At 60.3% G+C, this 22,074-nt stretch carries 22 protein-coding genes; 12 read left to right on the top strand and 10 right to left on the bottom strand.

Annotation, left to right across the window (positions count from 1 at the left end; genetic code table 11):
* Positions 1-71: 71 nt before the first annotated feature.
* From PSFL_RS12810 to PSFL_RS12800, 3 genes are read right to left on the bottom strand one after another with little or no spacing between them, the layout of a single operon-like run.
* Complete coding sequence (locus tag PSFL_RS12810) at positions 72-692, bottom strand: DUF1120 domain-containing protein (protein WP_186625892.1); 621 nt, start codon at positions 690-692, stop codon at positions 72-74.
* A 37-nt stretch (positions 693-729) separates the two neighbouring features.
* On the bottom strand, positions 730-1,344 hold the full coding sequence (locus tag PSFL_RS12805; RefSeq protein WP_115128931.1) for a DUF1120 domain-containing protein: 615 nt from the start codon (positions 1,342-1,344) through the stop codon (positions 730-732).
* A gap of 47 nt (positions 1,345-1,391) precedes the next feature.
* Positions 1,392-2,018, bottom strand: coding sequence for a DUF1120 domain-containing protein (locus PSFL_RS12800; RefSeq protein ID WP_057438259.1), 627 nt, complete (start codon positions 2,016-2,018; stop codon positions 1,392-1,394).
* 427 nt (positions 2,019-2,445) lie between these two features.
* On the opposite strand from PSFL_RS12800, the gene PSFL_RS12795 reads away from it, so the two are divergent.
* The 5 genes from PSFL_RS12795 to PSFL_RS12775 all read left to right on the top strand — a co-directional run bounded on the left by PSFL_RS12795 (position 2,446) and on the right by PSFL_RS12775 (position 5,978).
* The gene (locus PSFL_RS12795; protein ID WP_397470140.1) at positions 2,446-3,255 is read left to right on the top strand and encodes a response regulator; all 810 of its coding nucleotides are present in this window, start codon (positions 2,446-2,448) and stop codon (positions 3,253-3,255) included.
* Positions 3,256-3,455: 200 nt separating this feature from the next.
* Entirely contained in the window at positions 3,456-4,091 is a 636-nt protein-coding gene (locus PSFL_RS12790; RefSeq protein ID WP_397470139.1) for a response regulator, read from the top strand.
* A gap of 84 nt (positions 4,092-4,175) precedes the next feature.
* Positions 4,176-4,646, top strand: a complete 471-nt coding sequence (locus PSFL_RS12785) for a nuclear transport factor 2 family protein (RefSeq protein WP_120734108.1) — start codon at positions 4,176-4,178, stop codon at positions 4,644-4,646.
* A gap of 36 nt (positions 4,647-4,682) precedes the next feature.
* The gene (locus PSFL_RS12780) at positions 4,683-4,967 is read left to right on the top strand and encodes a GIY-YIG nuclease family protein (RefSeq protein ID WP_397470138.1); all 285 of its coding nucleotides are present in this window, start codon (positions 4,683-4,685) and stop codon (positions 4,965-4,967) included.
* Between the two features lie 81 nt (positions 4,968-5,048).
* A complete protein-coding gene (locus PSFL_RS12775) occupies positions 5,049-5,978 on the top strand; it encodes a glutathione S-transferase family protein (RefSeq protein WP_397470137.1) in 930 nt (309 codons plus the stop codon).
* A 198-nt stretch (positions 5,979-6,176) separates the two neighbouring features.
* Here the strand turns inward: PSFL_RS12775 and PSFL_RS12770 are convergent, their stop codons facing one another.
* Both PSFL_RS12770 and yejK read right to left on the bottom strand, forming a co-directional pair.
* A complete protein-coding gene (locus tag PSFL_RS12770; RefSeq protein WP_057438267.1) occupies positions 6,177-6,530 on the bottom strand; it encodes a glutaredoxin family protein in 354 nt (117 codons plus the stop codon).
* Positions 6,530-7,534: a nucleoid-associated protein YejK gene (yejK, locus tag PSFL_RS12765; protein WP_038443112.1), complete on the bottom strand. Its 1,005-nt coding sequence runs from the start codon at positions 7,532-7,534 to the stop codon at positions 6,530-6,532. Before yejK ends, PSFL_RS12770 begins: the two co-directional genes overlap by 1 nt.
* 396 nt (positions 7,535-7,930) lie before the next feature.
* Between yejK and PSFL_RS12760 the strand changes: the two genes are divergently transcribed.
* Entirely contained in the window at positions 7,931-8,212 is a 282-nt protein-coding gene (locus PSFL_RS12760; protein ID WP_038443110.1) for an HU family DNA-binding protein, read from the top strand.
* Between the two features lie 68 nt (positions 8,213-8,280).
* On the opposite strand, the gene rlmF is transcribed toward PSFL_RS12760, so the two are convergent.
* From rlmF to PSFL_RS12735, 5 genes are all read right to left on the bottom strand, one after another.
* On the bottom strand, positions 8,281-9,297 hold the full coding sequence (gene rlmF / locus PSFL_RS12755) for a 23S rRNA (adenine(1618)-N(6))-methyltransferase RlmF (RefSeq protein WP_057958549.1): 1,017 nt from the start codon (positions 9,295-9,297) through the stop codon (positions 8,281-8,283).
* Positions 9,298-9,435: 138 nt separating this feature from the next.
* Complete coding sequence (locus PSFL_RS12750; RefSeq protein WP_397470136.1) at positions 9,436-12,282, bottom strand: valine--tRNA ligase; 2,847 nt, start codon at positions 12,280-12,282, stop codon at positions 9,436-9,438.
* A 213-nt stretch (positions 12,283-12,495) separates the two neighbouring features.
* Complete coding sequence (locus PSFL_RS12745; RefSeq protein WP_057958551.1) at positions 12,496-12,879, bottom strand: hypothetical protein; 384 nt, start codon at positions 12,877-12,879, stop codon at positions 12,496-12,498.
* A gap of 7 nt (positions 12,880-12,886) precedes the next feature.
* Entirely contained in the window at positions 12,887-13,315 is a 429-nt protein-coding gene (locus PSFL_RS12740; RefSeq protein ID WP_057438270.1) for a DNA polymerase III subunit chi, read from the bottom strand.
* A 65-nt stretch (positions 13,316-13,380) separates the two neighbouring features.
* Complete coding sequence (locus PSFL_RS12735; protein WP_057438272.1) at positions 13,381-14,871, bottom strand: leucyl aminopeptidase; 1,491 nt, start codon at positions 14,869-14,871, stop codon at positions 13,381-13,383.
* Positions 14,872-15,153: 282 nt separating this feature from the next.
* Between PSFL_RS12735 and lptF the strand changes: the two genes are divergently transcribed.
* The 6 genes from lptF (at position 15,154) to era (ending at position 21,895) form a co-directional block, all read left to right on the top strand.
* Entirely contained in the window at positions 15,154-16,272 is a 1,119-nt protein-coding gene (gene lptF / locus PSFL_RS12730; protein ID WP_057438274.1) for an LPS export ABC transporter permease LptF, read from the top strand.
* A complete protein-coding gene (gene lptG, locus PSFL_RS12725) occupies positions 16,265-17,344 on the top strand; it encodes an LPS export ABC transporter permease LptG (protein WP_115128928.1) in 1,080 nt (359 codons plus the stop codon). The genes lptF and lptG overlap by 8 nt, the downstream gene beginning before the upstream one ends.
* A 152-nt stretch (positions 17,345-17,496) precedes the next feature.
* Positions 17,497-19,296, top strand: coding sequence for a translation elongation factor 4 (lepA, locus tag PSFL_RS12720; protein ID WP_003210439.1), 1,800 nt, complete (start codon positions 17,497-17,499; stop codon positions 19,294-19,296).
* A gap of 5 nt (positions 19,297-19,301) precedes the next feature.
* Positions 19,302-20,156: a signal peptidase I gene (lepB, locus tag PSFL_RS12715; protein ID WP_057438278.1), complete on the top strand. Its 855-nt coding sequence runs from the start codon at positions 19,302-19,304 to the stop codon at positions 20,154-20,156.
* Positions 20,157-20,310: 154 nt separating this feature from the next.
* Positions 20,311-21,000: a ribonuclease III gene (gene rnc / locus PSFL_RS12710; RefSeq protein WP_029297476.1), complete on the top strand. Its 690-nt coding sequence runs from the start codon at positions 20,311-20,313 to the stop codon at positions 20,998-21,000.
* Positions 20,993-21,895: a GTPase Era gene (gene era, locus PSFL_RS12705; RefSeq protein WP_029297473.1), complete on the top strand. Its 903-nt coding sequence runs from the start codon at positions 20,993-20,995 to the stop codon at positions 21,893-21,895. Before rnc ends, era begins: the two co-directional genes overlap by 8 nt.
* Positions 21,896-22,074 lie beyond the last annotated feature (179 nt).

Genomic DNA, 22,074 nt, shown 5'->3' with positions numbered 1-22,074 from the left:
GAAGTAGACACGGCCGATACGAAAGAAATACCCATGCCCGCAAGTCTCAGCCAGGCATGGGCGTCCAAGGGTTACAGGTACTTGACTTCAAGGGTGGCGGAACCATCGAGGGTGACCTCGTTGCTCAGGTCCAGGCCGTCGGTACGGGCAATGCTGGTTTCCACCACCAGTTCCGCCACCAGCTCCTGGATGGAGGCCGGTTGGGTGGCGTCATCCATGGTGGCTGCGGCCATGTACAAACCTGGATTCCAGAACTTTTCGCTGTACCAGGTATTGCCGCCGTCTGCGGATGCAATCGGCTGCATCGGTATTCCGTCGGCGACCGCGTTGCGCAGCGTCAACCCGAACCAGCCCAGTTTTTGCGTGCCGTTGATCAAGCCCAGGCCGAACTGGGCCGCAGTGGGGGACGAGCCGGCGCGGTTGTCGATGGCGTGCAGGGCAAATTGAATCGGGGCATCGCACGTGACCCCCAGGATCAGGACGTGGGTGCCGATTTGTGTGGGGCTGTCTGCATGCAAGTCTTTCGCGGAAATCTTGCCATGGTCGACGATTCCGCCATGGTCCATGTTAGGCGTACAGGCGCTGGGGACGATCAGACCCTTGACGGTCAGGTCGACGGTGGAGGCCGCGTAACTGGTGGCAGAGCCAAGCAGCAGCAGGCTGGTGGCGATGGCGGTGAACACGGGTTTCATGGGAGCGAGTTCCTTTCGATTGGGGCTGTGTGTGGCGTTACAGATAGTTGACCTGGACCGTGGCGTGCCCATCGACGGGGACTTCGTCGGTCAGGGTCAGGCCATCGGCAGGCGCAATGTGGGTGTACAGGCGGATCTCCGCGTCCAAGGCGCGGACGGCGATAGGTACCAGGTCATTGCCCCTCGCAACTGCCGTCACCAGGGTGTGGTTGAGCATATTGGTCAGTTCCCACGTCACGCCGCCGTCTCGCGAGGTAATGGTCCGTACCGGGGCACCGTCAGCTATCGGGGTGTAGAGATGAAAGGCGGACCCTCCCAGTTTCTCGCCCTCGGGCGTCATGCCCAGGCCATGCCAGTTGTCGTGGTTGGCCGAGGAGCCGGCACGGTTGTCGACAGTGTTCAGGGTGAAAAGCGTCGGTGCTTCACAGCGCACGCTCAGTAGCATGGATTGATTGGGCAGTTTGGTGTGCTGGTCGGCGTTGAGGTCCTTGGCCGACATTTTCCCGAAGTCGATGGTGCCGTCGCCTGAGATCAACGGTGCGCAGGCGCTGGGCGTAATGGTGCCTTTGACGGCGAGGTCGGTGGTGCTGGCGGCGAATGCCGCCGGTGTGAACAGCAATGTCAGTAGGAGTCTGGAGGCAAAAGCGTTCATAGACATAGGGCCCTTTATCTGGAGTGGTCCAAGCAGCGTCGACCGGTTTAGAGGTACTTCACTTCCAGGGTTGCCGAACCGTCCAGCGCCACCTCATCGGTCAGGGTCAGCGTGTTTGCCGGGGCAATCCAGGTATTGAGCACGATCTCCACGGATGCGGTTTCGAGGGGGTGCGGCAAGTAACCGACATCAGGGACAAAGCTGCCGAATGCAATCAACCGGTTGGGCGCGACATAGTCGTCGTCCCACTGCATGCGCCATGTGCCATCGCGAAATTGCAGCATTTGCGATGGGATGTCGGCGACGGGGTTACGCACGATCACTACATACATCCCGAGTTTTTCCGTGCCATTGATCAGCCCCAGGCCATAGCCTGAGGCATTGGTGCCGTGCGATGTACCTGCCCGATTATCGACAGGGTTGATCGCAAACAGCGTCATGGCCTCGCAATTCACAGTCAGTTGCAGGGTCTTGTCTTCAATTCGTGTTTGTGTGTCCGGGTTCAGGTCTTTGGCCGAGATTTTCCCGAAGTCGATAGCGCCCGGCACGGTGAGGGTGCAGGCGCTTGGGGTGATAAGCCCTTTGACCGTAAGGTCCACGGTGCTGGCGGCAAAGGCCGACGAGGCACTGGCGAGCAACAGGGCGGTGCCCACCAGGTTTAACGACTTGTTCATGTTCAGGTTGTTCCAGTGCAGGTTCGGCTGATAAGGCGCACACGGCAATACCTGCCCTTTGTGAAGGGTGGCTTACAAGGCGGCTTTGCTTATGGGTTTCAGGGCTGCTGCGGGGCGGCGCCTGAGCTCCCTCTTCTCGGGGTAGGCGCAATTTAGCGGGGAGACTGGGCAGGGGAAATACAACTATTACGACAATCGGCGGGAGAGGGAAATCAGTTTGGAGCGTGTCGGAATAAGTTAATTTGTTTTGTAGGAAAGTTGGTTTTTTCGTAGTTTTTGCATCGTCATGACCGCCTTCATAAGGCTACTTTTGTAGTGCGATAGCAGTCGTGTGAAGTGTTCGCACGTCCCCTGGCTGTTGCGTCAGCGTTGCCGGCCTACTACGAGCGCTGGGCGTTGCAGGACCCATCGCAATCATGAGGTGACCATGGAGACTGGCGTATTTTCCAACGCAGTGCTTTCCCGTGAACCGACACCTTCGCCTACACCGCCTGTGCACTGGCAGCACCTCAAGGTACTGGTGGTGGAAGACCACTCCGCCTACCGCATCTTAATGGGGTGGTTCCTCAAACAGCTCGGGCTGGGCCATCAATTGGTCGGCGACGGGCAGCACGGGCTGGCAGCCCTTACCGAACGACGATTCGATCTGGTGATCAGTGATTGTCAGATGCCGCATATGGACGGCTACACCATGAGCCGTGCAATCCGTCTGCGTGAACACGCTAACGCCCAGAGGCGGGTACCGATCATTGCCTTGACCGGTAACCTGGTGCATGACGACCCCCAGCGTTGCCGCGATGCAGGCATGGATGCCTGGTTGCTCAAGCCGTTGTCCCTCGAGCAATTGCGTAGCGTATTGGCATTGTGGCTGCCAGGCCCGGCCGATGTGCAGGCGCCGGTGCCCGTTTCGGCACTCTGGCCGACCCGTGCCGGCCTGATTGAAACCTTTGGCGATGCTCTTGTAGTGGACCAGATGCTCGCCAGCCTGCTTTGCGAAGCCCGCGAGGACAGTGTCGGCCTGGCTCATGCGCGCCGGACTCTGAATGCGCCGTTGACCGCCGAGCGCTTGCATCGCCTGGTGGGGAGCCTGGCCTTCCTCGGGGTGGCGGACCTGGAGTTGCGAGGCATGCGCCTGATCGAGCGCGTCCATGCCCAGGGCATAGCATTGAGCGCGCCGCAGTTGGAAGCGTTCCAGGCTGACTTGCATACCTACCTCACTTACTTGGGCTCGCTGTGATGCCTTTGTCGATTTGTAGGTAAATGGAAGTCTGTGTTGAAAGTTTTTGGTGTAGGCGTTTTCTTTTTATTTTGTAGGTGTTGCCGAGCTGGCTACCAAACATTGATCGTGATGAAAAAACCGGGAGCTCAGGCAGTTGTTGAAGGGGACCGGCGCAGGTATTTTGCGCGGATTCAAGTTGCCATCATCCGTGGGTATTTATGCTTCGCGTAATTATTGCTGACGATCATCCCATTGTGCGTATCGGGCAGAGAGTGGTAATCGAGGCGAATGGCCGGTGCAAAGTCGTGGGGGAGGCCGATGGCCCCGATAAACTGCTGCGGTTGCTGGAAACCACGCCCTGCGACGTACTGGTGACCGACTTCGCTATGCCGGGCGGCCAGCAGGCTGACGGCTATGGCCTGCTGAGCCTGTTGCACCGCCAGTACCCGAGGTTGCCGGTGATTCTGGTGACCATGTTTGCCAACGTCGCCACCTTGCGCGCCTCCTTTGCCCACGGCGCACAGGCGATCGTCGCCAAAAGTGCCTCGGCCAAGGAGTTGCCCCTGGCTATCAAGACCGTGCACGCCGGCCAGACCTTTGTCAGCGAATGCCTGCGGGTGCAGTTGGTGGAGGCGGGTACGGGCGACCAGTCGCAACAGCCGCAGTTGTCCGGCAAGGAGCGCGAAGTGGTGCGCATGCTCGCCAGTGGCATGACGGTCAGTCAGATCGCCGCGCGGGTCAATCGCAGCATTTCCACCATCAGCAAACAGAAAAGCACGGCCATGAACCGCCTGTGTATTTCCACCGACGTGGATCTGTTCGCCTATGCTCGCAGCTGCGGGATGGTGCCCTAGGTATTCCGCAGATCAATGCCGATGGTGTTGCAGGCCCATGCACACTATCGTAAGTGACTTTCAACCCTTTGCCGGATGCTGCCCATGAGCGACGCCCATAACGCCCTGATCAACGAATTCTATGGCGCCTTCCAGCGCCTGGATGCCGAGGCCATGAGTGCCTGCTACACCGAGGATGTGCTGTTCAGCGACCCGGCGTTCGGCGAATTGCGCGGGCGCGATGCCGGCGACATGTGGCGCATGCTCACCACCCGGGCCAAGGACTTTTCCCTGACCTTCGACCAGGTACACAGTGACGACAACAAAGGCAGTGCTCACTGGGTGGCGACCTACCTGTTCAGCCAGACCGGCCGCACGGTGGTCAACGATATCCAGGCGCGCTTTGTGTTTCGCGACGGCAAGATCTGCGAGCACCACGACCATTTCGACCTGTGGCGCTGGTCGCGTCAGGCCCTGGGCGCCAAGGGCCTGCTGCTGGGCTGGACGCCGCTGGTGCGCAACGCGGTGCGCGGCCAGGCGTTGAAAGGGTTGAAGGCGTTCCAGGCCAGTCGTTGATAAGATTGGCGCTCTTTTCGTTTGCCAGAACCTTTTGTGAACAGCCCACCTGAACCTGTCGCGCCCAAACCCTGGTTTGTCTACCTGGTCCGGGCGGCCAATGGCGCGCTCTATTGCGGGATCAGCAACGATCCGCTGCGCCGCTTTACGATGCACCAGAGCGGCAAGGGCGCGCGGTTTTTTCTGTCCAGCCCGGCGGTGGCGCTGGTGTACACCGAGGCTTGCGCGAGCAAGGGCGAAGCCCTGCGCCAGGAACGCCTGATAAAGAAGCTCAAGAAAAGCGCCAAGGAGTGTCTGGCCCGGGCTTATCAATCTGACTGATCAGTTCCCATCAGGCCAATGGCTAGGCCGCCGGGGTTTTGCGCGATAATCTGGCCGCTCCTTCATCTGGCGGAGTCCGGCATGTCTGAGTTGATCCTGCACCACTACCCCCAATCCCCTTTCGCGGAAAAAGCCCGCCTGCTCCTGGGCTTCAAAGGGCTGTCCTGGCATTCGGTGATCATTCCCCCGGTGATGCCCAAGCCGGACCTGACGGCCCTGACCGGCGGTTACCGCAAAACCCCGGTGCTGCAGGTGGGCGCGGATATTTATTGCGACACCGCGCTGATCGCCCGCCGCCTGGAACAGGAAAAGGCCACGCCGCCGCTGTTTCCCGAAGGCCAGGAACTGCTCAGCCAAAGTTTTGCCGCCTGGGCCGATTCAGTGGTGTTTTCCCATGCCGTGGCCCTGGTGTTCCAACCCGAATCCCTGGCCGTTAAATTTGCCAAGGTGCCACCGCAGTTGCTGCAGGTGCTGGTCGCCGACCGTAGCAAGATGTTCGGCGACGGTAGCGCCGCCCGCATGCCGCTGGAGGTGGCGCGGCACCAGTGGCCGGCAATCATTGTGCGGCTTGAGCAACAGTTGCAGCGTCAGTCAGGGGATTTCCTGTTTGGCGAACCGTCGATTGCCGACTTCGCCATGGCCCATCCGTTGTGGTTCCTCAAAGGCTCATCAGTGACCTCGCCGCTTGTGGATAACTATCCGGCTGCCAGCGCCTGGCTTGCTCGGGTGCTGGGCTTCGGGCATGGCACCGCCAGCGAGATGAATGCCGGGCAGGCCCTGGAAATCGCCCGCGATAGCGCGCCTGCGGCGTTGCCGGATGAAGTGTTTGAAGATCCCAACGGGTTCAAGGTCGGCCAGCAAGTGACCATCGCCGCGACCGACTATGGCGTCGACCCGGTGGCGGGGGAGTTGGTGTTTGCCGGTCGCGAAGAGTTGATCCTGCGCCGCGAGGATGAGCGTGGCGGCACCGTGCATGTGCACTTTCCGCGCCTGGGCTTCTTAATCCGTTAATCAAACGGCCGTAGGCGCGGGTTTGCTCGAATGCCGTTCAGTCAGGCGTAGATCCCCTGTGGGAGCGGGCTTGCTGGTCAGTCAACATCAATGTTTGCTAGGCCGACGTCTTCGCGAGCAAGCCCGCTCCCACATTTGGTCTTCGCTGCGTTGAGCATTGCGTTCGCTTAACGGGTCGGTATTAGGGCTTGCTCGCGCCTACAGGTTCAGGGCGGACAGGATGGCATCCGGGTTGTAGTCGCGGATCTGCGTGCCATTCACGTCCACAAATGGAATCCCGCCGCCTCCCAGGGCCTCATAAGCCTTGCGTCCCTGGGCATCCTTCTCGATGTCCACGGTCTTGTAGGGGATACCCTTCTGATCGAGGAACCGCTGGGTCTGCTTGCAGTACCCGCACCACTCGGTGCTGTACAGCGTGACCCGGGCAGTGGCGCGTACCTGCTCCGGGACGACCTGCGACGGATTGAACAGTCGCTCGATCTTGCCCCAGTTCTGGATCGCCACCACCACCAGCAACACCAGCAGGACTTTCTTCAGTACCCCGCCGAGCATCAGTTACGGCGCTTAAGCTGGTCGGTCAGTTGGGTCGGCAAGCCCTTGATGATCAGGGTGCCGGCGGCTTCGTCATACTCGATCTTGTCGCCCAGCAGGTGCGCTTCAAAGCTGATCGACAGGCCCTCGGCGCGCCCGGTGAAGCGGCGGAACTGGTTGAGGGTGCGTTTATCCGCCGGGATTTCCGGCGACAGGCCGTAATCCTTGTTGCGGATATGGTCGTAGAAGGCCTTTGGCCGATCTTCATCAATCAGGCCCGACAGTTCTTCCAGGCCCATCGGCTCGCCGAGCTTGGCCTGGCTGCTGGCGTAATCCACCAGGGTCTTGGTTTTCTCGCGGGCGGACTCGTCCGGCAGGTCTTCGCTTTCGACGAAGTCACTGAAGGCCTTGAGCAGGGTGCGGGTCTCGCCCGGGCCGTCGACACCTTCCTGGCAGCCGATAAAGTCGCGGAAGTACTCCGAGACCTTCTTGCCGTTCTTGCCCTTGATAAACGAGATGTACTGTTTGGACTGCTTGTTGTTCTGCCATTCGGACACGTTGATGCGTGCCGCCAGGTGCAACTGGCCCAGGTCCAGGTGGCGCGAGGGCGTCACGTCCAGCTCGTCGGTCACCGCCACGCCTTCGCTGTGGTGCAGCAGGGCGATGGCCAGGTAGTCGGTCATGCCCTGTTGATAGTGGGCAAACAACACGTGGCCGCCGACGGAGAGGTTGGACTCCTCCATCAGTTTTTGCAGATGCTCCACGGCAATCCGGCTGAAGGCGGTGAAATCCTTGCCGCCTTCGAAGTATTCCTTCAACCAGCCACTGAACGGGTGCGCGCCGGACTCGGCATGGAAGAAACCCCAGGCCTTGCCTTGTTTGGCGTTATAGCTCTCGTTGAGGTCGGCGAGCATGTTCTCGATGGCGGCGGACTCGGCCAATTCGGAGTCACGGGCGTGGAGAACTGCGGGCGTGCCGTCGGGTTTTTTGTCGATCAGGTGGACGATGCAATGACGGATCGGCATGGGCTTCTCGGCTGGTTGAGCGGGAGCGGTTGGCCTCCCGGAAAAAGTCGCCAGTGTACCGCACCCGTTGGTCGCGGCGTCGTTTGAAGCGGTTTCGGGAGGCCTCTGACGGGTCATATGCCTTTTTTTCACGGTTTAGAGCGATAAAGCTGACCAAATGGGTAGGTAGAAGCGGATATTTCCCCGTCTCTGTGCTAGTTTTGCCCGGTCTTACGCGATGTATCGGCGTTAAGCGTGCATTCAGCATTTGTCAGGTCGAACCAAACCCCGTTTCAGGCATCTATAACCCCGATCTCTCGCGGTTATGGCCAGGGGTGCCAGGCCATGACGGTCGGGCTCGATGGCTGACACTGCACTCTGCAATCCAAATGAATTTGATAGGGAAGGAACACCACAATGGCTTTGACTAAAGACCAACTGATCGCTGATATCGCCGAATCCACTGATACCACCAAGGTTCAAGTACGTGCCGTACTGGAGCAACTGGCTCAGATCGTTGGTGACCAGCTGGACAACGGCGGCGAAATCACTCTGCCAGGTGTTGGCAAGCTGAAAGTGACCGAGCGTCCAGCCCGTACCGGCCGTAACCCTTCGACTGGCGCTGCCATCGAAATCGCTGCGAAGAAAGTGATCAAGCTGGTTGTGGCCAAAGGCCTGACCGACTCGATCAACAAGTAAGACGCAGCAAAAAAAAACCGTGCACCGGAGCGATCCGGGCACGGTTTTTTGTTGCCTGCGATTTACCTCTAGCGCACCCAGCGCTGGCGCCAGATCTGCTGCTCGTTCTTGGTCTGGAAGGTCCAGGCCACAAAACGGCTCTGTTTCTGGCCCTGGGACATCTCCACTACCTGGCTTTCCAGGGCACCGGCTTTTTTCAGCGCGGTCTCGATGGCAGGCAGGTTGGAGGCTTTTGACACCAGGGTGCTGAACCACAGCACTTTATGGGCGAAATGCGCGCTTTCGGCGATCAATTGCGTGACAAACCGCGCTTCGCCGCCCTCACACCATAGCTCTGCCGACTGGCCGCCGAAGTTCAGTACCGGCAACTTGCGCTTGGGGTCGGCCTTGCCCAGGGCGCGCCACTTCCGCTCGCTGCCTTTGGTCGCTTCGTCCATGGAGGCATGGAACGGCGGGTTGCACATGGTCAGGTCAAAACGCTCACCCGGCTCCAGCAGCCCCAGCAGAATATGTTTCGGGTTGGTTTGCAGGCGCAGTTGGATGACCTTGCTCAGGTCGTTGGACTGCACGATGGCCTTGGCGGCCGCCACGGCGGTAGGGTCAATCTCGGAGCCGAGGAAATTCCAGCGGTAATCCATGTAGCCGATCAGCGGGTAGACGCAGTTGGCGCCCATGCCGATATCCAGCACCTTGACGATCGAGCCCCGGGGGATCTTGCCGTCGTTGACACTGGCCAGCAGGTCGGCGAGGAAGTGCACGTAGTCGGCACGCCCTGGCACCGGTGGGCACAGGTAGTCAGCCGGGATATCCCAGTGCTGCACGCCATAGAACGCCTTGAGCAGCGCCCGGTTGAACACCCGCACCGCGTCCGGGCTGGCGAAGTCGATGCTTTCCTTGCCGTAGGGGTTGAGGATCACGTACTGGGCCAGTTCCGGCGTGGTCTTGATCAGCGCCGGGAAGTCGTAACGGCCCTGGTGGCGGTTGCGCGGATGCAGAGTGGCCTCTTTGCGTGGCACCACGGGCTTGGCTGTGGCGGCGGTTTTCGGCTTCTTGCGGGGCGGTTTGGGTGTGCTGGGGGCGGTCATGATGATTCTGGTGTTGGCTCAAAGTGGCGGCCATTGTCACACATCCTGAGCCCGCCCCGGGCAAATGTGGGAAGCGGGGTGTTTTCCAGGGCCAAAAAAAAGAGACCCGAAGGTCTCTTTTTTTACGCGGGTTGCCTCTTACAGGCTGGAAATCCGCGCATGTTGCTCCGCCAGCTTGCCCAACGCCTGTTCGGCCTCGGCCAGCTTGGCGCGTTCCTTGTCGATGACTTCGGCCGGGGCCTTGTCCACGAAGGCTGCATTGGACAGCTTGCCGCCCACGCGCTGCACTTCGCCCTGCAGGCGCAGGATTTCCTTGTCCAGGCGCGCCAGCTCGGCACCTTTGTCGATCAGGCCGGCCATTGGCACCAGCACTTCCATCTCGCCGACCAGTGCGGTGGCAGACAGCGGTGCTTCGGCGCCGTCAGCCAATACGGTGATCGACTCCAGCTTCGCCAGCTTCTTGAGCAGGGCGTCATTCTCGGTGAGACGGCGCTGGTCCTCGGCACTGGCGTTCTTCACGAACACCGCCAAAGGCTTGCCGGGGCCGATGTTCATCTCGGCGCGGATATTGCGCGTGCCGAGCATCAGGGTCTTGAGCCATTCGATATCGCTTTCGGCAGCCTCGTCGATGCGTGCTTCATTGGCCACTGGCCAAGGTTGCAGCATGATGGTCTTGCCTTCGATACCGGCCAGCGGCGCCAGGCGCTGCCAGATTTCTTCGGTGATGAACGGCATGAACGGATGCGCCAGGCGCAATGCCACTTCCAGCACGCGCACCAGGGTGCGACGGGTACCGCGCTGGCGCTCGACCGGCGCGTTCTCGTCCCACAGCACCGGCTTGGAGAGTTCCAGGTACCAGTCGCAATACTGGTTCCAGATGAACTCGTACAAGGCCTGGGCGGCCAGGTCGAAACGGAACTGGTCGAGTTGGCGGGTCACTTCGGCTTCGGTGCGCTGCAGCTGCGAGATGATCCAGCGATCAGCCAGGGACAGCTCATAGGCTTCGCCGTTCTGGCCGCAGTCTTCGCCCTTGTCCAGCACGTAGCGCGCTGCGTTCCAGATCTTGTTGCAGAAGTTGCGATAGCCTTCGACGCGACCCATGTCGAACTTGATGTCGCGACCGGTGGATGCCAGCGAGCAGAAGGTGAAGCGCAGGGCATCGGTGCCGTAGCTGGCGATACCGTCGGCGAACTCGTCGCGGGTCTGCTTCTCGATCTTTTTCGCCAGTTTTGGCTGCATCATGCCCGAAGTGCGTTTCTGCACCAGGGTTTCCAGGTCGATACCGTCGATGATATCCAGCGGGTCCAGGACGTTGCCCTTGGACTTGGACATCTTCTGGCCCTGGCCATCACGTACCAGGCCGTGTACGTATACGGTCTTGAACGGTACCTGCGGGGTGCCGTCTTCATTCTTCACCAAGTGCATGGTGAGCATGATCATCCGGGCAACCCAGAAGAAAATGATATCGAAGCCGGTCACCAGCACGTCGGTGGAGTGGAACTTTTTCAGGAACTCGGTCTGCTGCGGCCAGCCCAGGGTCGAGAAGGTCCACAGGCCGGCACTGAACCAGGTGTCCAGTACGTCGTTGTCCTGCTGCAGCGCCACGTCCGGGCCGAGGTTGTGCTTGGCGCGCACTTCGGCTTCATCGCGGCCGACATAGACTTTGCCAGACTCGTCGTACCAGGCCGGAATGCGGTGGCCCCACCACAATTGACGGCTGATGCACCAATCCTGGATGTCACGCATCCACGAGAAGTACATGTTTTCGTACTGTTTGGGCACGAACTGGATACGGCCATCTTCCACGGCAGCAATCGCCGGCTCGGCCAACGGTTTGGTCGACACATACCACTGGTCGGTCAGCCACGGCTCGATCACGGTGCCGGAGCGGTCGCCTTTTGGCACTTTCAGGGCGTGGTCGTCCACGCTGACCAAGAGGCCGGCGGCATCGAATGCGGCAACGATCTGCTTACGTGCTTCGAAACGGTCGAGACCGGCGAACTCAGCCGGGATCCTGCCGTCGATGCTGTCGTTCAGCGTGCCGTCGAGGTTGAACACCTGGCAGGCGGGCAGTACGGCAGCGTTCTTATCGAAGATATTCAGCAGCGGCAGGTTATGGCGCTTGCCGACTTCATAGTCATTGAAATCGTGGGCCGGGGTGATTTTCACGCAGCCGGTGCCGAATTCAGGGTCGCAGTAGTCGTCCGCGATGATCGGGATGCGGCGGCCTACCAGCGGCAGCTCGACGAACTTGCCGATCAGTGCCTGGTAACGCTCGTCGTTCGGGTTAACCGCTACGGCAGCGTCGCCGAGCATGGTTTCCGGACGGGTGGTAGCGACGATCAGGTAGTCGTTGCCTTCGGCGGTCTTGGCGCCGTCGGCCAGCGGGTATTTGAGGTTCCACAGGAAACCCTTCTCGTCGTGGTTTTCCACTTCAAGGTCGGAAATCGCTGTGTGCAGCTTGGTGTCCCAGTTGACCAGGCGCTTGCCACGGTAGATCAGGCCATCTTCATGCAGGCGCACGAAGGCTTCCTTGACCGATTCCGACAGGCCATCGTCCATGGTGAAGCGCTCGCGGCTCCAATCCACCGACGAGCCGAGACGACGGATCTGACGGCTGATATTGCCGCCGGAATGGTCTTTCCATTCCCAGATCTTCTCCAGGAACTTCTCGCGCCCCAGGTCGTGACGGTTTTGGCCAGTGGCTTCCAGTTGGCGCTCCACCAGCATCTGGGTGGCGATACCCGCGTGGTCGGTGCCTGGCTGCCACAGGGTGTTGCGGCCCTGCATACGGCGGAAACGGATCAACGCATCCATGATCGCATTGTTGAAGCCATGGCCCATGTGCAGGCTGCCAGTGACGTTCGGCGGCGGAATCATGATGGTGTAGGACTCGCCCGCACCTTGCGGAGCGAAATAGTTCTCGGACTCCCAGGTCTGGTACCAGGAAGTTTCAATAGCGTGCGGCTGGTAGGTCTTATCCATGCGCGGCGGGACCCTAGTTGGCATTTATTCAGGAAAGCCGGCAAGTATAACGAGGGATAGGGGAGAGGGCGAGACGAAGAGAGGGGCTAAGGCTGGCGCGGGTCAAATGTGGGAACGGGCTTGCCCGCGATAGCGGTGTGTCAGTCATCGACAAATCGACTGATCCACCGCCTACGCGGGCAAACCCGTTCCTACAGGGGATATCTATGTGGCTTAGGACTGGTACTGGCTGAGCAACCGCTCCATCCGCGCATCCATCCGGCGCTTGATCTCGGTTTCGATATGCGGGGCAAAGTCGTCGATCACGTCCTGCATGATCAATTGCGCAGCGGCGCGCAGTTCGTTGTCCAGGTGCAACAACAGGGCATCGGGGGCTTTTTCGGCGGCGGGTGCTGCCTGGACGACGGGCGGCTCGACCGGCGCGGCGGCGGCTGGCTTGGCGCCGACCGTATCGAACAGCAGGGGGATCTGTACCTCTTCTGCGACAGTATCGGTCAGCAGCGGCGGTTGCAGGTTGTCATCACCCAGCAACTGGCGGATCGACTCGAGGTCGTCCAGCAGGTGGTCAGACGGTTTTAGCGGGTTTGAAGTGTCCATCATGTGCTCAGAGTCGCTGTAATCGGTGATCTTGCAGAGAATAGCCCTGTTCGCGGTAGAAACGGAAACTCTCACGCGCGGCCTGACGAATAGCCGGATCTTCCACCACCACTTCCGCGACCCGGGCAAACCCCTTGGCGAAGGCTGGCACTTTCAGGTCCAGGTTGACCAGCAGGTCATGGTGATCGCCACAACTGTCGCCCACACCCAGCACCACCTGGCTGTCCGGCTCCGATTCTGCGGGGCCGTGGGGCACAAAGCTCTCGCCCTTGAAGCGCCACAGGCGGGCATCGAGGTCGTCGCGCTGGGCGGCATCGCTGCAGTGCAGGTAGATGCGGTGGCCCATGCGCCAGGCCTTTTCCGTGAGTTTGCAGGCAAAGTCCAGGCGAGCCGACGGATCGGCGCTGGGCAATATATAGAAGTCGACTTGGGTCATTACATTTCCAGGCAGGCACGCAAAAACCTGTAGGAGCCTGTAAATCGGCTCCTACAGAGTTGCGTTTAGGCTTTGGCGCGATCCAGCAGGTACTGGGTCAGCAACGGCACCGGACGGCCGGTAGCGCCTTTGTCCTTGCCACCGCTGGTCCAGGCGGTGCCGGCGATATCCAGGTGGGCCCAGTTGAAGTTCTTGGCAAAACGCGACAGGAAGCACGCCGCCGTGATGGTGCCGGCCTTTGGCCCGCCAATGTTGGCGATGTCGGCGAACGGGCTGTCCAGTTGCTCCTGGTACTCATCGAACAGGGGCAACTGCCAGGCGCGGTCGTCGGCCGCCTTGCCGGCGCTGAGCAATTGCTCGACCAACTCGTCGTTGTTGCCCAGCAGGCCCGAGGTGTGGGAACCGAGGGCGACGATGCAGGCGCCGGTCAGGGTGGCGATATCAATCACTGCCTGGGGCTTGAAGCGCTCGGCGTAGGTCAGGGCATCGCACAGCACCAGGCGGCCTTCGGCGTCGGTGTTGAGGATTTCCACGGTCTGGCCGCTCATGGTGGTCACGATATCGCCTGGGCGGGCAGCACCGCCGCTCGGCATGTTTTCGGCACAGGCCAGGATGCACACCAGGTTGATCGGCAGCTTGAGCTCCAGCACGGCGCGCAGGGTACCGAACACACTGGCGGCGCCGCCCATGTCGTACTTCATCTCGTCCATGCCGGCACCCGGCTTGAGGCTGATGCCGCCGGTGTCGAAGGTGATGCCTTTACCGACCAGGGCGAACGGTTTGTCGGCCTTCTTGCCGCCGTTGTATTGCATGACGATCAGGCGGGGCGGCTGGTCGCTGCCCTGGCCCACGGCATAGAACGAGCCCATGCCCAGTTCTTTGATCTTCTTCTCGTCGAGGACTTCGACTTTCAGGCCCTTGAATTCTTTGCCCAAGGCCTTGGCCTGTTCACCGAGGTAGGTCGGGTGGCAGATGTTTGGTGGCATATTGCCCAGGTCGCGGGTGAACGCCATGCCCGCAGCGATGGCCTGGGCGTGGGTGGTGGCGCGCTGTACTTCAGCCTGGGCGGCCTTGATGGTCAGCAGGGTGATTTTCTTCAGGGCGCGGGGTTCGGCTTTCTGGCTCTTGAACTGTTCGAACGTGTAACCACCGTCCAGCAGGGTTTCGGCCAACAGGCGGGTCTTGCCGTAGCTGTCGCGGCCCTTGACCACGATTTCGTCCAGCGCCAGTGCCGCATCGCTGCCGCCCAGGCCCTTGAGGGTGTTGAGGATGGCGCTGATGATCTTGCGGAACGGGCGGTCGCCCAGTTCGGCATCCTTGCCCACACCCACCAGTAACACGCGGTCGGCTTTGAGGTTCGGCAGGCCTTGCAACAGCAGGCTTTGCCCGACTTTGCCGGCCAGGTCGCCACGCTTGAGCACCGCGCTGATGGCGCCACCGCTCAGTTCATCGACTTGTTTGGCGGCCGCGCCGAGCTTGCGGCCTTCGCCGATGGCGACCACGAGGGTGGCGGTCTTCAACGTTTCGGGGCTAACGCTTTTTACAACCAATTCCATGTTCGGGTCCCTTATATAAGGTCAAAGAGCCTGGAGTCTGTACTCCGGCCTGTGGGCTGGGCCGCCTGTAGACGGCCGCGACAAAGCCCGCAGTTTGTACCGCGTCGCCCGAGCCTGACAACCCTTGACGCCAGCTTTGTGCATGGGTGTGAGCAAGCTCCGTGACAGGCGCGGACAATCACAGGATAATGCGCCATCTTTTTCGCCGGCCCGTGTCAACGGGGCGACTTGATATGCTTGCTTGTTTGGCCGCCTTAGCCTGACAACCCTGGAGTGTCTGGTTTGATCGTCTTCCGTTATCTGTCCCGCGAAGTTCTGCTGACCCTGAGTGCCGTGAGTGCGGTACTGCTGGTCATCATCATGAGTGGTCGTTTCGTCAAATACCTGGCCCAGGCCGCCTCGGGTGCCCTGGATCCGGGCTCGTTGTTCCTGATCATGGGGTTCCGCCTGCCTGGCTTCTTGCAGCTGATCCTGCCCCTGGGCCTGTTTCTCGGGATCCTGCTGGCCTATGGCCGGCTCTACCTCGAAAGCGAGATGACCGTGCTGTCGGCCACCGGCATGAGCCAGCAGCGTCTGCTGGCCATGACCATGGTTCCGGCCACCGGCGTAGCGCTGGTGGTGGCCTGGCTGAGCCTGAGCCTGGCGCCCCAGGGCGCCATGCAATTTCAGCTGGTGCTCAACAAACAGGACGCGATGACCGAGTTCGACACCCTCGAACCGGGGCGCTTCCAGGCGCTCAACGACGGCACCCGCGTAACCTACACCGAGCGCATGACCGACGATCGGGCCAACCTCGGCGGTGTGTTCATCTCCGAGAAGCGCCTGGGCCAGGACAAGAAGGACCGAGGCATTTCCGTACTGGTGGCCGATAGTGGGCGCCAGGAAGTGCGTCCGGACGGCAGCCGCTACCTGATCCTGGAAAACGGCTATCGCTACGACGGCAGCCCCGGCCAGGCCGACTACCGCGCCATCAAGTACGAGACCTACGGGGTCATGCTGGCCCGGCCGGATGTGAGCAACGAGGTCACTGACCGCGATGCCATCCCGACCTCAGCCCTGATCGGCAGCAAGGAACTGCGTTCGATTGCCGAGCTGCAATGGCGTATTTCCCTGCCACTGCTGGTGTTTATCGTCACCTTGATGGCGGTGCCGCTGTCCCGGGTTAACCCGCGCCAGGGCCGCTTCCTCAAGCTGCTGCCGGCGATCCTGCTGTACATGGCCTACCTGACCATCCTGATTTCCGCCCGTGGCTCCCTGGAGAAGGGCAAGCTGTCGCCGACCCTGGGGCTGTGGTGGGTCCACGGCATCTTCCTGGTGATTGGCCTGGGCCTGCTGTATTGGGAACCGATTCGTTTGAAAATGCAGAGCCGTCGCGGCATGAAGGAGATGGCTCGTGGGTAAGTTGGATCGCTACATCGGTAGCAGCGTACTGGTCGCCATCCTGGCGGTATTGGGCATCATCCTCGGCCTGGCGTCGTTGTTTGCCTTCATTGATGAAGTGGGCAACGTCACCGATACCTACACGGTCACTGACGTACTGAGCTATGTGGCGCTGACCGCCCCGCGCCGGCTCTACGACATGATGCCGATGGCCGCACTGATCGGCTGCCTGATCGGCCTGGGCAGCCTGGCCAGCAACAGCGAGCTGACCATCATGCGCGCCGCCGGGGTGTCCATTGCCCGTATCGTCTGGGCGGTGATGAAACCCATGCTGCTGCTGATGGCCGCCAGCGTGCTGATCGGCGAATACGTGGCGCCACCGGCGGAAACCACCGCCCAGGCCAACCGTGCGCTGGCCCAGGGCTCGGGCGATGCGCAGAGCTCCAAGCGGGGCCTGTGGCACCGCCAGGGCGATGAATTTATCCACATCAACGCCGTGCAACCCGGTGGCCTGCTGGTGGGGGTGACCCGCTATCGCTTTGATGAAGAGCGCCACATGCTGTCGTCGAGCTTTGCCAAACGGGCACAGTTCAATGACAACCAGTGGGTGCTGAGCGATGTCACCACCACCCATTTCCGCAACCCCGGCAAAGGCACCGAGGCCAGCACCGAGGTGATCAACGAGCCGACACAGACCTGGGACATCGCCCTCAAGCCGGAACTGCTCAATACCGTGGTGATGATCCCGGAAAGCCTGCCGATCTCCGGTTTGTGGAGCTACATCCACTACCTCAAGGACCAGGGCCTGAACAACGGCCGCTACTGGCTGGCATTTTGGGTCAAGGTGTTGCAGCCGGTGGTGACGGCTGCCCTGGTGCTGATGGCGATTTCGTTTATTTTCGGCCCGTTGCGCTCGGTAACCCTGGGCCAGCGGGTATTTACCGGGGTATTGGTCGGTTTCACCTTCCGCATTGCCCAGGACCTGCTGGGGCCGTCGAGCCTGGTATTCGGCTTCTCGCCGCTGTTTGCGGTGCTGGTGCCGACCGGTATCTGTGCCCTGGCCGGGTTCTGGCTGCTGCGGCGGGCCGGTTGATCCGCGGTTGTTGAACAAAAAATGCCCCATTCGCAAGAACGGGGCATTTTTGTTATTGGTCGTCAAAGATGACGTCTGGCCTGAGCATCAGGTACAATTCCCGGCTATTTTTCAGCGGGCAATCTGCCTGCAGCCTTTTTGAGTGTTGATCCGTGAGTGATTTGAGTCATATCCGCAATTTCTCCATCATCGCCCACATTGACCATGGTAAGTCGACGCTGGCCGATCGATTCATCCAGATGTGCGGCGGCCTTGCCGAGCGTGAAATGGAAGCCCAGGTCCTGGACTCCATGGACCTCGAACGCGAGCGCGGGATCACCATCAAGGCCCACAGCGTTACCCTGTACTACACCGCCAAAGACGGTATCAAGTACCAGCTGAACTTCATTGACACCCCGGGCCACGTCGACTTCACCTACGAAGTCAGCCGTTCCCTGGCCGCCTGCGAAGGCGCGCTGTTGGTAGTGGACGCGGGGCAGGGCGTTGAAGCCCAGTCCGTGGCCAACTGCTACACCGCGATCGAGCAGGGCCTGGAAGTCATGCCGGTGCTGAACAAGATCGACCTGCCACAGGCCGATCCGGACCGTGTGAAGGAAGAAATCGAAAAAATCATCGGCATTGACGCCACCGACGCTGTCGAGTGCAGCGCCAAGACCGGCCTGGGTGTCGACGAAGTGCTCGAGCGCCTGGTCAAGACCATTCCTGCGCCAACCGGTAACTACGAAGATCCGCTGCAAGCGTTGATCATCGACTCCTGGTTCGACAACTACCTGGGCGTTGTGTCCCTGGTACGCGTGCGCCATGGCCGGGTGAAGAAGGGCGACAAGATTCTGGTCAAGTCCACCGGCAAGATCCACCTGGTGGACAGCGTCGGTGTATTCAACCCCAAGCACACCGCTACCACTGATCTGAAAGCCGGTGAAGTAGGCTTCATCATCGCCGGTATCAAGGACATCCACGGTGCGCCGGTCGGTGACACCCTGACCTTGAGCTCGACGCCTGATGTCGACGTGCTGCCAGGCTTCAAGCGCATCCAGCCCCAGGTCTACGCCGGCCTGTTCCCGGTCAGCTCCGATGACTTCGAGGATTTCCGCGAAGCCCTGCAAAAGCTGACCCTCAACGACTCGTCGTTGCAGTACACCCCGGAAAGCTCCGACGCCCTGGGCTTCGGCTTCCGCTGCGGGTTCCTGGGCATGCTGCACATGGAAATCATCCAGGAGCGCCTGGAGCGCGAGTACGACCTGGACCTGATCACCACCGCGCCAACCGTTATTTTTGAGCTGGCGCTGAAAACCGGTGAAACGATTTACGTCGACAACCCGTCCAAGCTGCCGGATCTGTCGTCGATCGAAGACATGCGCGAACCGATCGTGCGCGCCAATATTCTTGTGCCGCAGGAACACCTGGGCAACGTCATTACCCTGTGTATCGAAAAGCGTGGCGTGCAGCACGACATGCTGTTCCTCGGTACCCAGGTCCAAGTGACCTACGATTTGCCGATGAACGAAGTGGTCCTGGACTTCTTTGACCGTCTCAAATCCACCAGTCGCGGCTATGCTTCGCTGGATTACCATTTCGACCGTTATCAATCGGCCAATCTGGTGAAGCTCGATGTGCTGATCAACGGCGACAAGGTCGATGCCCTGGCGCTGATCGTGCACAAGGATAATGCGCACTACAAAGGTCGCCAGTTGACCGAGAAGATGAAGGAACTGATTCCGCGCCAGATGTTCGACGTTGCGATCCAGGCCGCCATTGGCGGGCAGATCATTGCGCGGACCTCCGTCAAGGCTCTCAGAAAGAACGTACTGGCCAAATGCTATGGCGGCGACGTCAGCCGTAAGCGCAAGCTGCTTGAGAAGCAAAAGGCCGGTAAAAAACGCATGAAGCAAGTGGGTAACGTGGAAATTCCACAAGAAGCCTTCCTTGCGGTGCTCAGGTTGGATAGTTAGGTCCTATGTCACTAAATTTCCCGCTGTTGCTGGTCATCGCCGTTGCCGTCTGTGGCTTCCTGGCGCTGCTCGATCTGCTGTTCTTCGCCCCGCGTCGCCGGGCGGCCATCGCGTCCTATCAGGGCAGCGTCAGCCAGCCCGATGGCGTGGTGATCGAGAAGCTGAACAAAGAGCCCCTGCTGGTTGAATACGGCAAGTCGTTCTTCCCGGTGTTGTTCATCGTGCTGGTGCTGCGCTCGTTTCTGGTAGAGCCGTTCCAGATTCCTTCGGGTTCGATGAAGCCAACCCTGGATGTGGGCGACTTTATCCTGGTGAACAAGTTTTCCTACGGGATCCGCTTGCCGGTGATCGACAAGAAAATCATCGAGGTGGGTGATCCGCAGCGCGGCGATGTGATGGTGTTCCGCTACCCAAGCGACCCGAACGTCAACTACATCAAGCGTGTGGTCGGCCTGCCGGGTGACGTGATTCGCTACACCAGCGACAAACGCCTGTTCGTCAATGGCGAGTCGGTGGCTGAGAAACTCATCGGTGCCGAGCCGAATACCCTGGGCAGCGCCGAGCTGTACGAGGAAAAACTCGGGGCGGTAGAGCACCAGATCCGCAAGGAAATGAGCCGCTACCGTTCGCCGCCCGACAACCAGTGGACCGTGCCTGCCGGGCACTACTTCATGATGGGCGACAACCGCGACAACTCCAACGACAGCCGCTACTGGGATGATCCAAGTATTCCCAAGGAGCTGCTGGGCATGGTTCCGGACCAGAATATCGTCGGCAAGGCCTTCGCGGTCTGGATGAGCTGGCCCGAACCCAAACTCAGCCACCTGCCGAACTTCTCGCGGGTGGGGCTGATCAAGTAATCCATGCGGCGCTGTGAACACAGCGCCGAATGCTTTTCTGGGGCTTGGACATTGGTCCGGCCTCGAGCGATACGCAGCATTGCCAGGATTTGAATTTGAACACAGCGTTAATCGTCGATGGCCTTTGCCGCCACGTACTGAAAGTAGGTAAACCGTGAGCGTTTCTTTGAGTCGTCTTGAGCGTCAGCTCGGCTACACCTTCAAGGACCAGGAATTGATGGTCCTTGCCCTCACACATCGCAGTTTTGCCGGGCGCAACAATGAACGCCTGGAATTCCTCGGTGATGCCATTCTCAACTTCGCCGCTGGCGAAGCCTTGTTCAACCGCTTCCCTCTGGCCCGTGAAGGCCAGCTGTCGCGCCTGCGCGCGCGCCTGGTGAAAGGCGAGACCCTGGCCGTACTGGCCCGTGGTTTTGACCTGGGCGAGTACCTGCGCCTGGGGTCCGGCGAGTTGAAAAGCGGCGGTTTCCGTCGCGAGTCGATCCTGGCCGATGCCCTGGAAGCCCTGATCGGCGCGATCTATCTCGATGCCGGGATGGAAGTGGCCAAGGAGCGGGTCATGGCCTGGCTGGCGTCGGAAATCGACAGCCTGACCCTGGTGGATACCAACAAGGATCCCAAGACCCGCCTGCAGGAATTTTTGCAGTCGCGCGGCTGCGAACTGCCACGCTACGAAGTGGTGGATATCCAGGGTGAGCCGCATTGCCGTGTGTTCTTCGTCGAATGCGAAGTCACCTTATTGAACGAAAAAAGCCGAGGTCAGGGTGTGAGCCGTCGTATTGCCGAACAGGTAGCGGCCGCTGCAGCACTGATTGCCCTGGGCGTGGAGAATGGCCATGACTGATTCAACCGCAACACGCTGTGGCTATGTTGCCATCGTCGGCCGTCCCAACGTGGGCAAGTCCACGCTGCTCAACCACATCCTCGGGCAGAAGCTGGCGATCACCTCGCGCAAGCCGCAGACCACCCGCCACAACATGCTAGGCATCAAGACCGAAGGCAACGTGCAAGCGGTCTATGTCGATACCCCAGGCATGCACAAAGGTGGCGAGAAAGCCCTGAACCGCTACATGAACAAGACCGCTTCGGCGGCGTTGAAAGACGTCGACGTGGTGATCTTCGTGGTTGACCGCACCAAGTGGACCGATGAAGACCAGATGGTCCTCGAGCGTGTGCAGTACGTCACCGGCCCTTTGATCGTCGCGCTGAACAAGACCGACCGCATCGAAGACAAAGCCGAGCTGATGCCGCACCTGAGCTGGTTGCAGGAACAACTGCCGAACGCCCAGATTATGCCGATCTCGGCCCAGCACGGGCACAACCTCGAAGCCCTGGAGCGGGTGATCGCCGGCTACCTGCCGGAGAACGAGCACTTCTTCCCGGAAGACCAGATTACCGACCGCAGCAGCCGCTTCCTCGCCGCTGAACTGGTACGCGAAAAAATCATGCGCCAGATGGGCGCCGAGCTGCCGTACCAGATCACCGTGGAAATCGAAGAGTTCAAGCAGCAGGGCAAGACCCTGCATATCCATGCGCTGATCCTCGTCGAACGTGACGGCCAGAAGAAAATCATCATTGGCGACAAGGGCGAGCGCATCAAGCGCATCGGCACCGAGGCGCGCAAGGACATGGAATTGCTGTTCGATTCCAAGATCATGCTTAACCTGTGGGTGAAGGTTAAGGGTGGCTGGTCCGATGATGAGCGTGCACTGCGCTCCCTGGGCTACGGCGACCTGTAATCAGTCTTTAGTAACACCGCAGGACAAAATGTGGGAGCGGGCTTGCTCGCGAATGCAATGGATCAGTCACCAGATGCTTTGGCTGACCCACCGCATTCGCGAGCAAGCCCGCTCCCACATTGGATAGTCGTTGTTTTCCAGACCGTGTTCCCGCAGCGAGAACCCCATGTCCCCAACCC

Origin of the sequence: Pseudomonas sp. DD1, assembly GCF_044510355.1 — a bacterium.
Classification (GTDB): domain Bacteria; phylum Pseudomonadota; class Gammaproteobacteria; order Pseudomonadales; family Pseudomonadaceae; genus Aquipseudomonas; species Aquipseudomonas shahriarae.
This window is presented reverse-complemented; position numbering and strand designations above follow the sequence as displayed.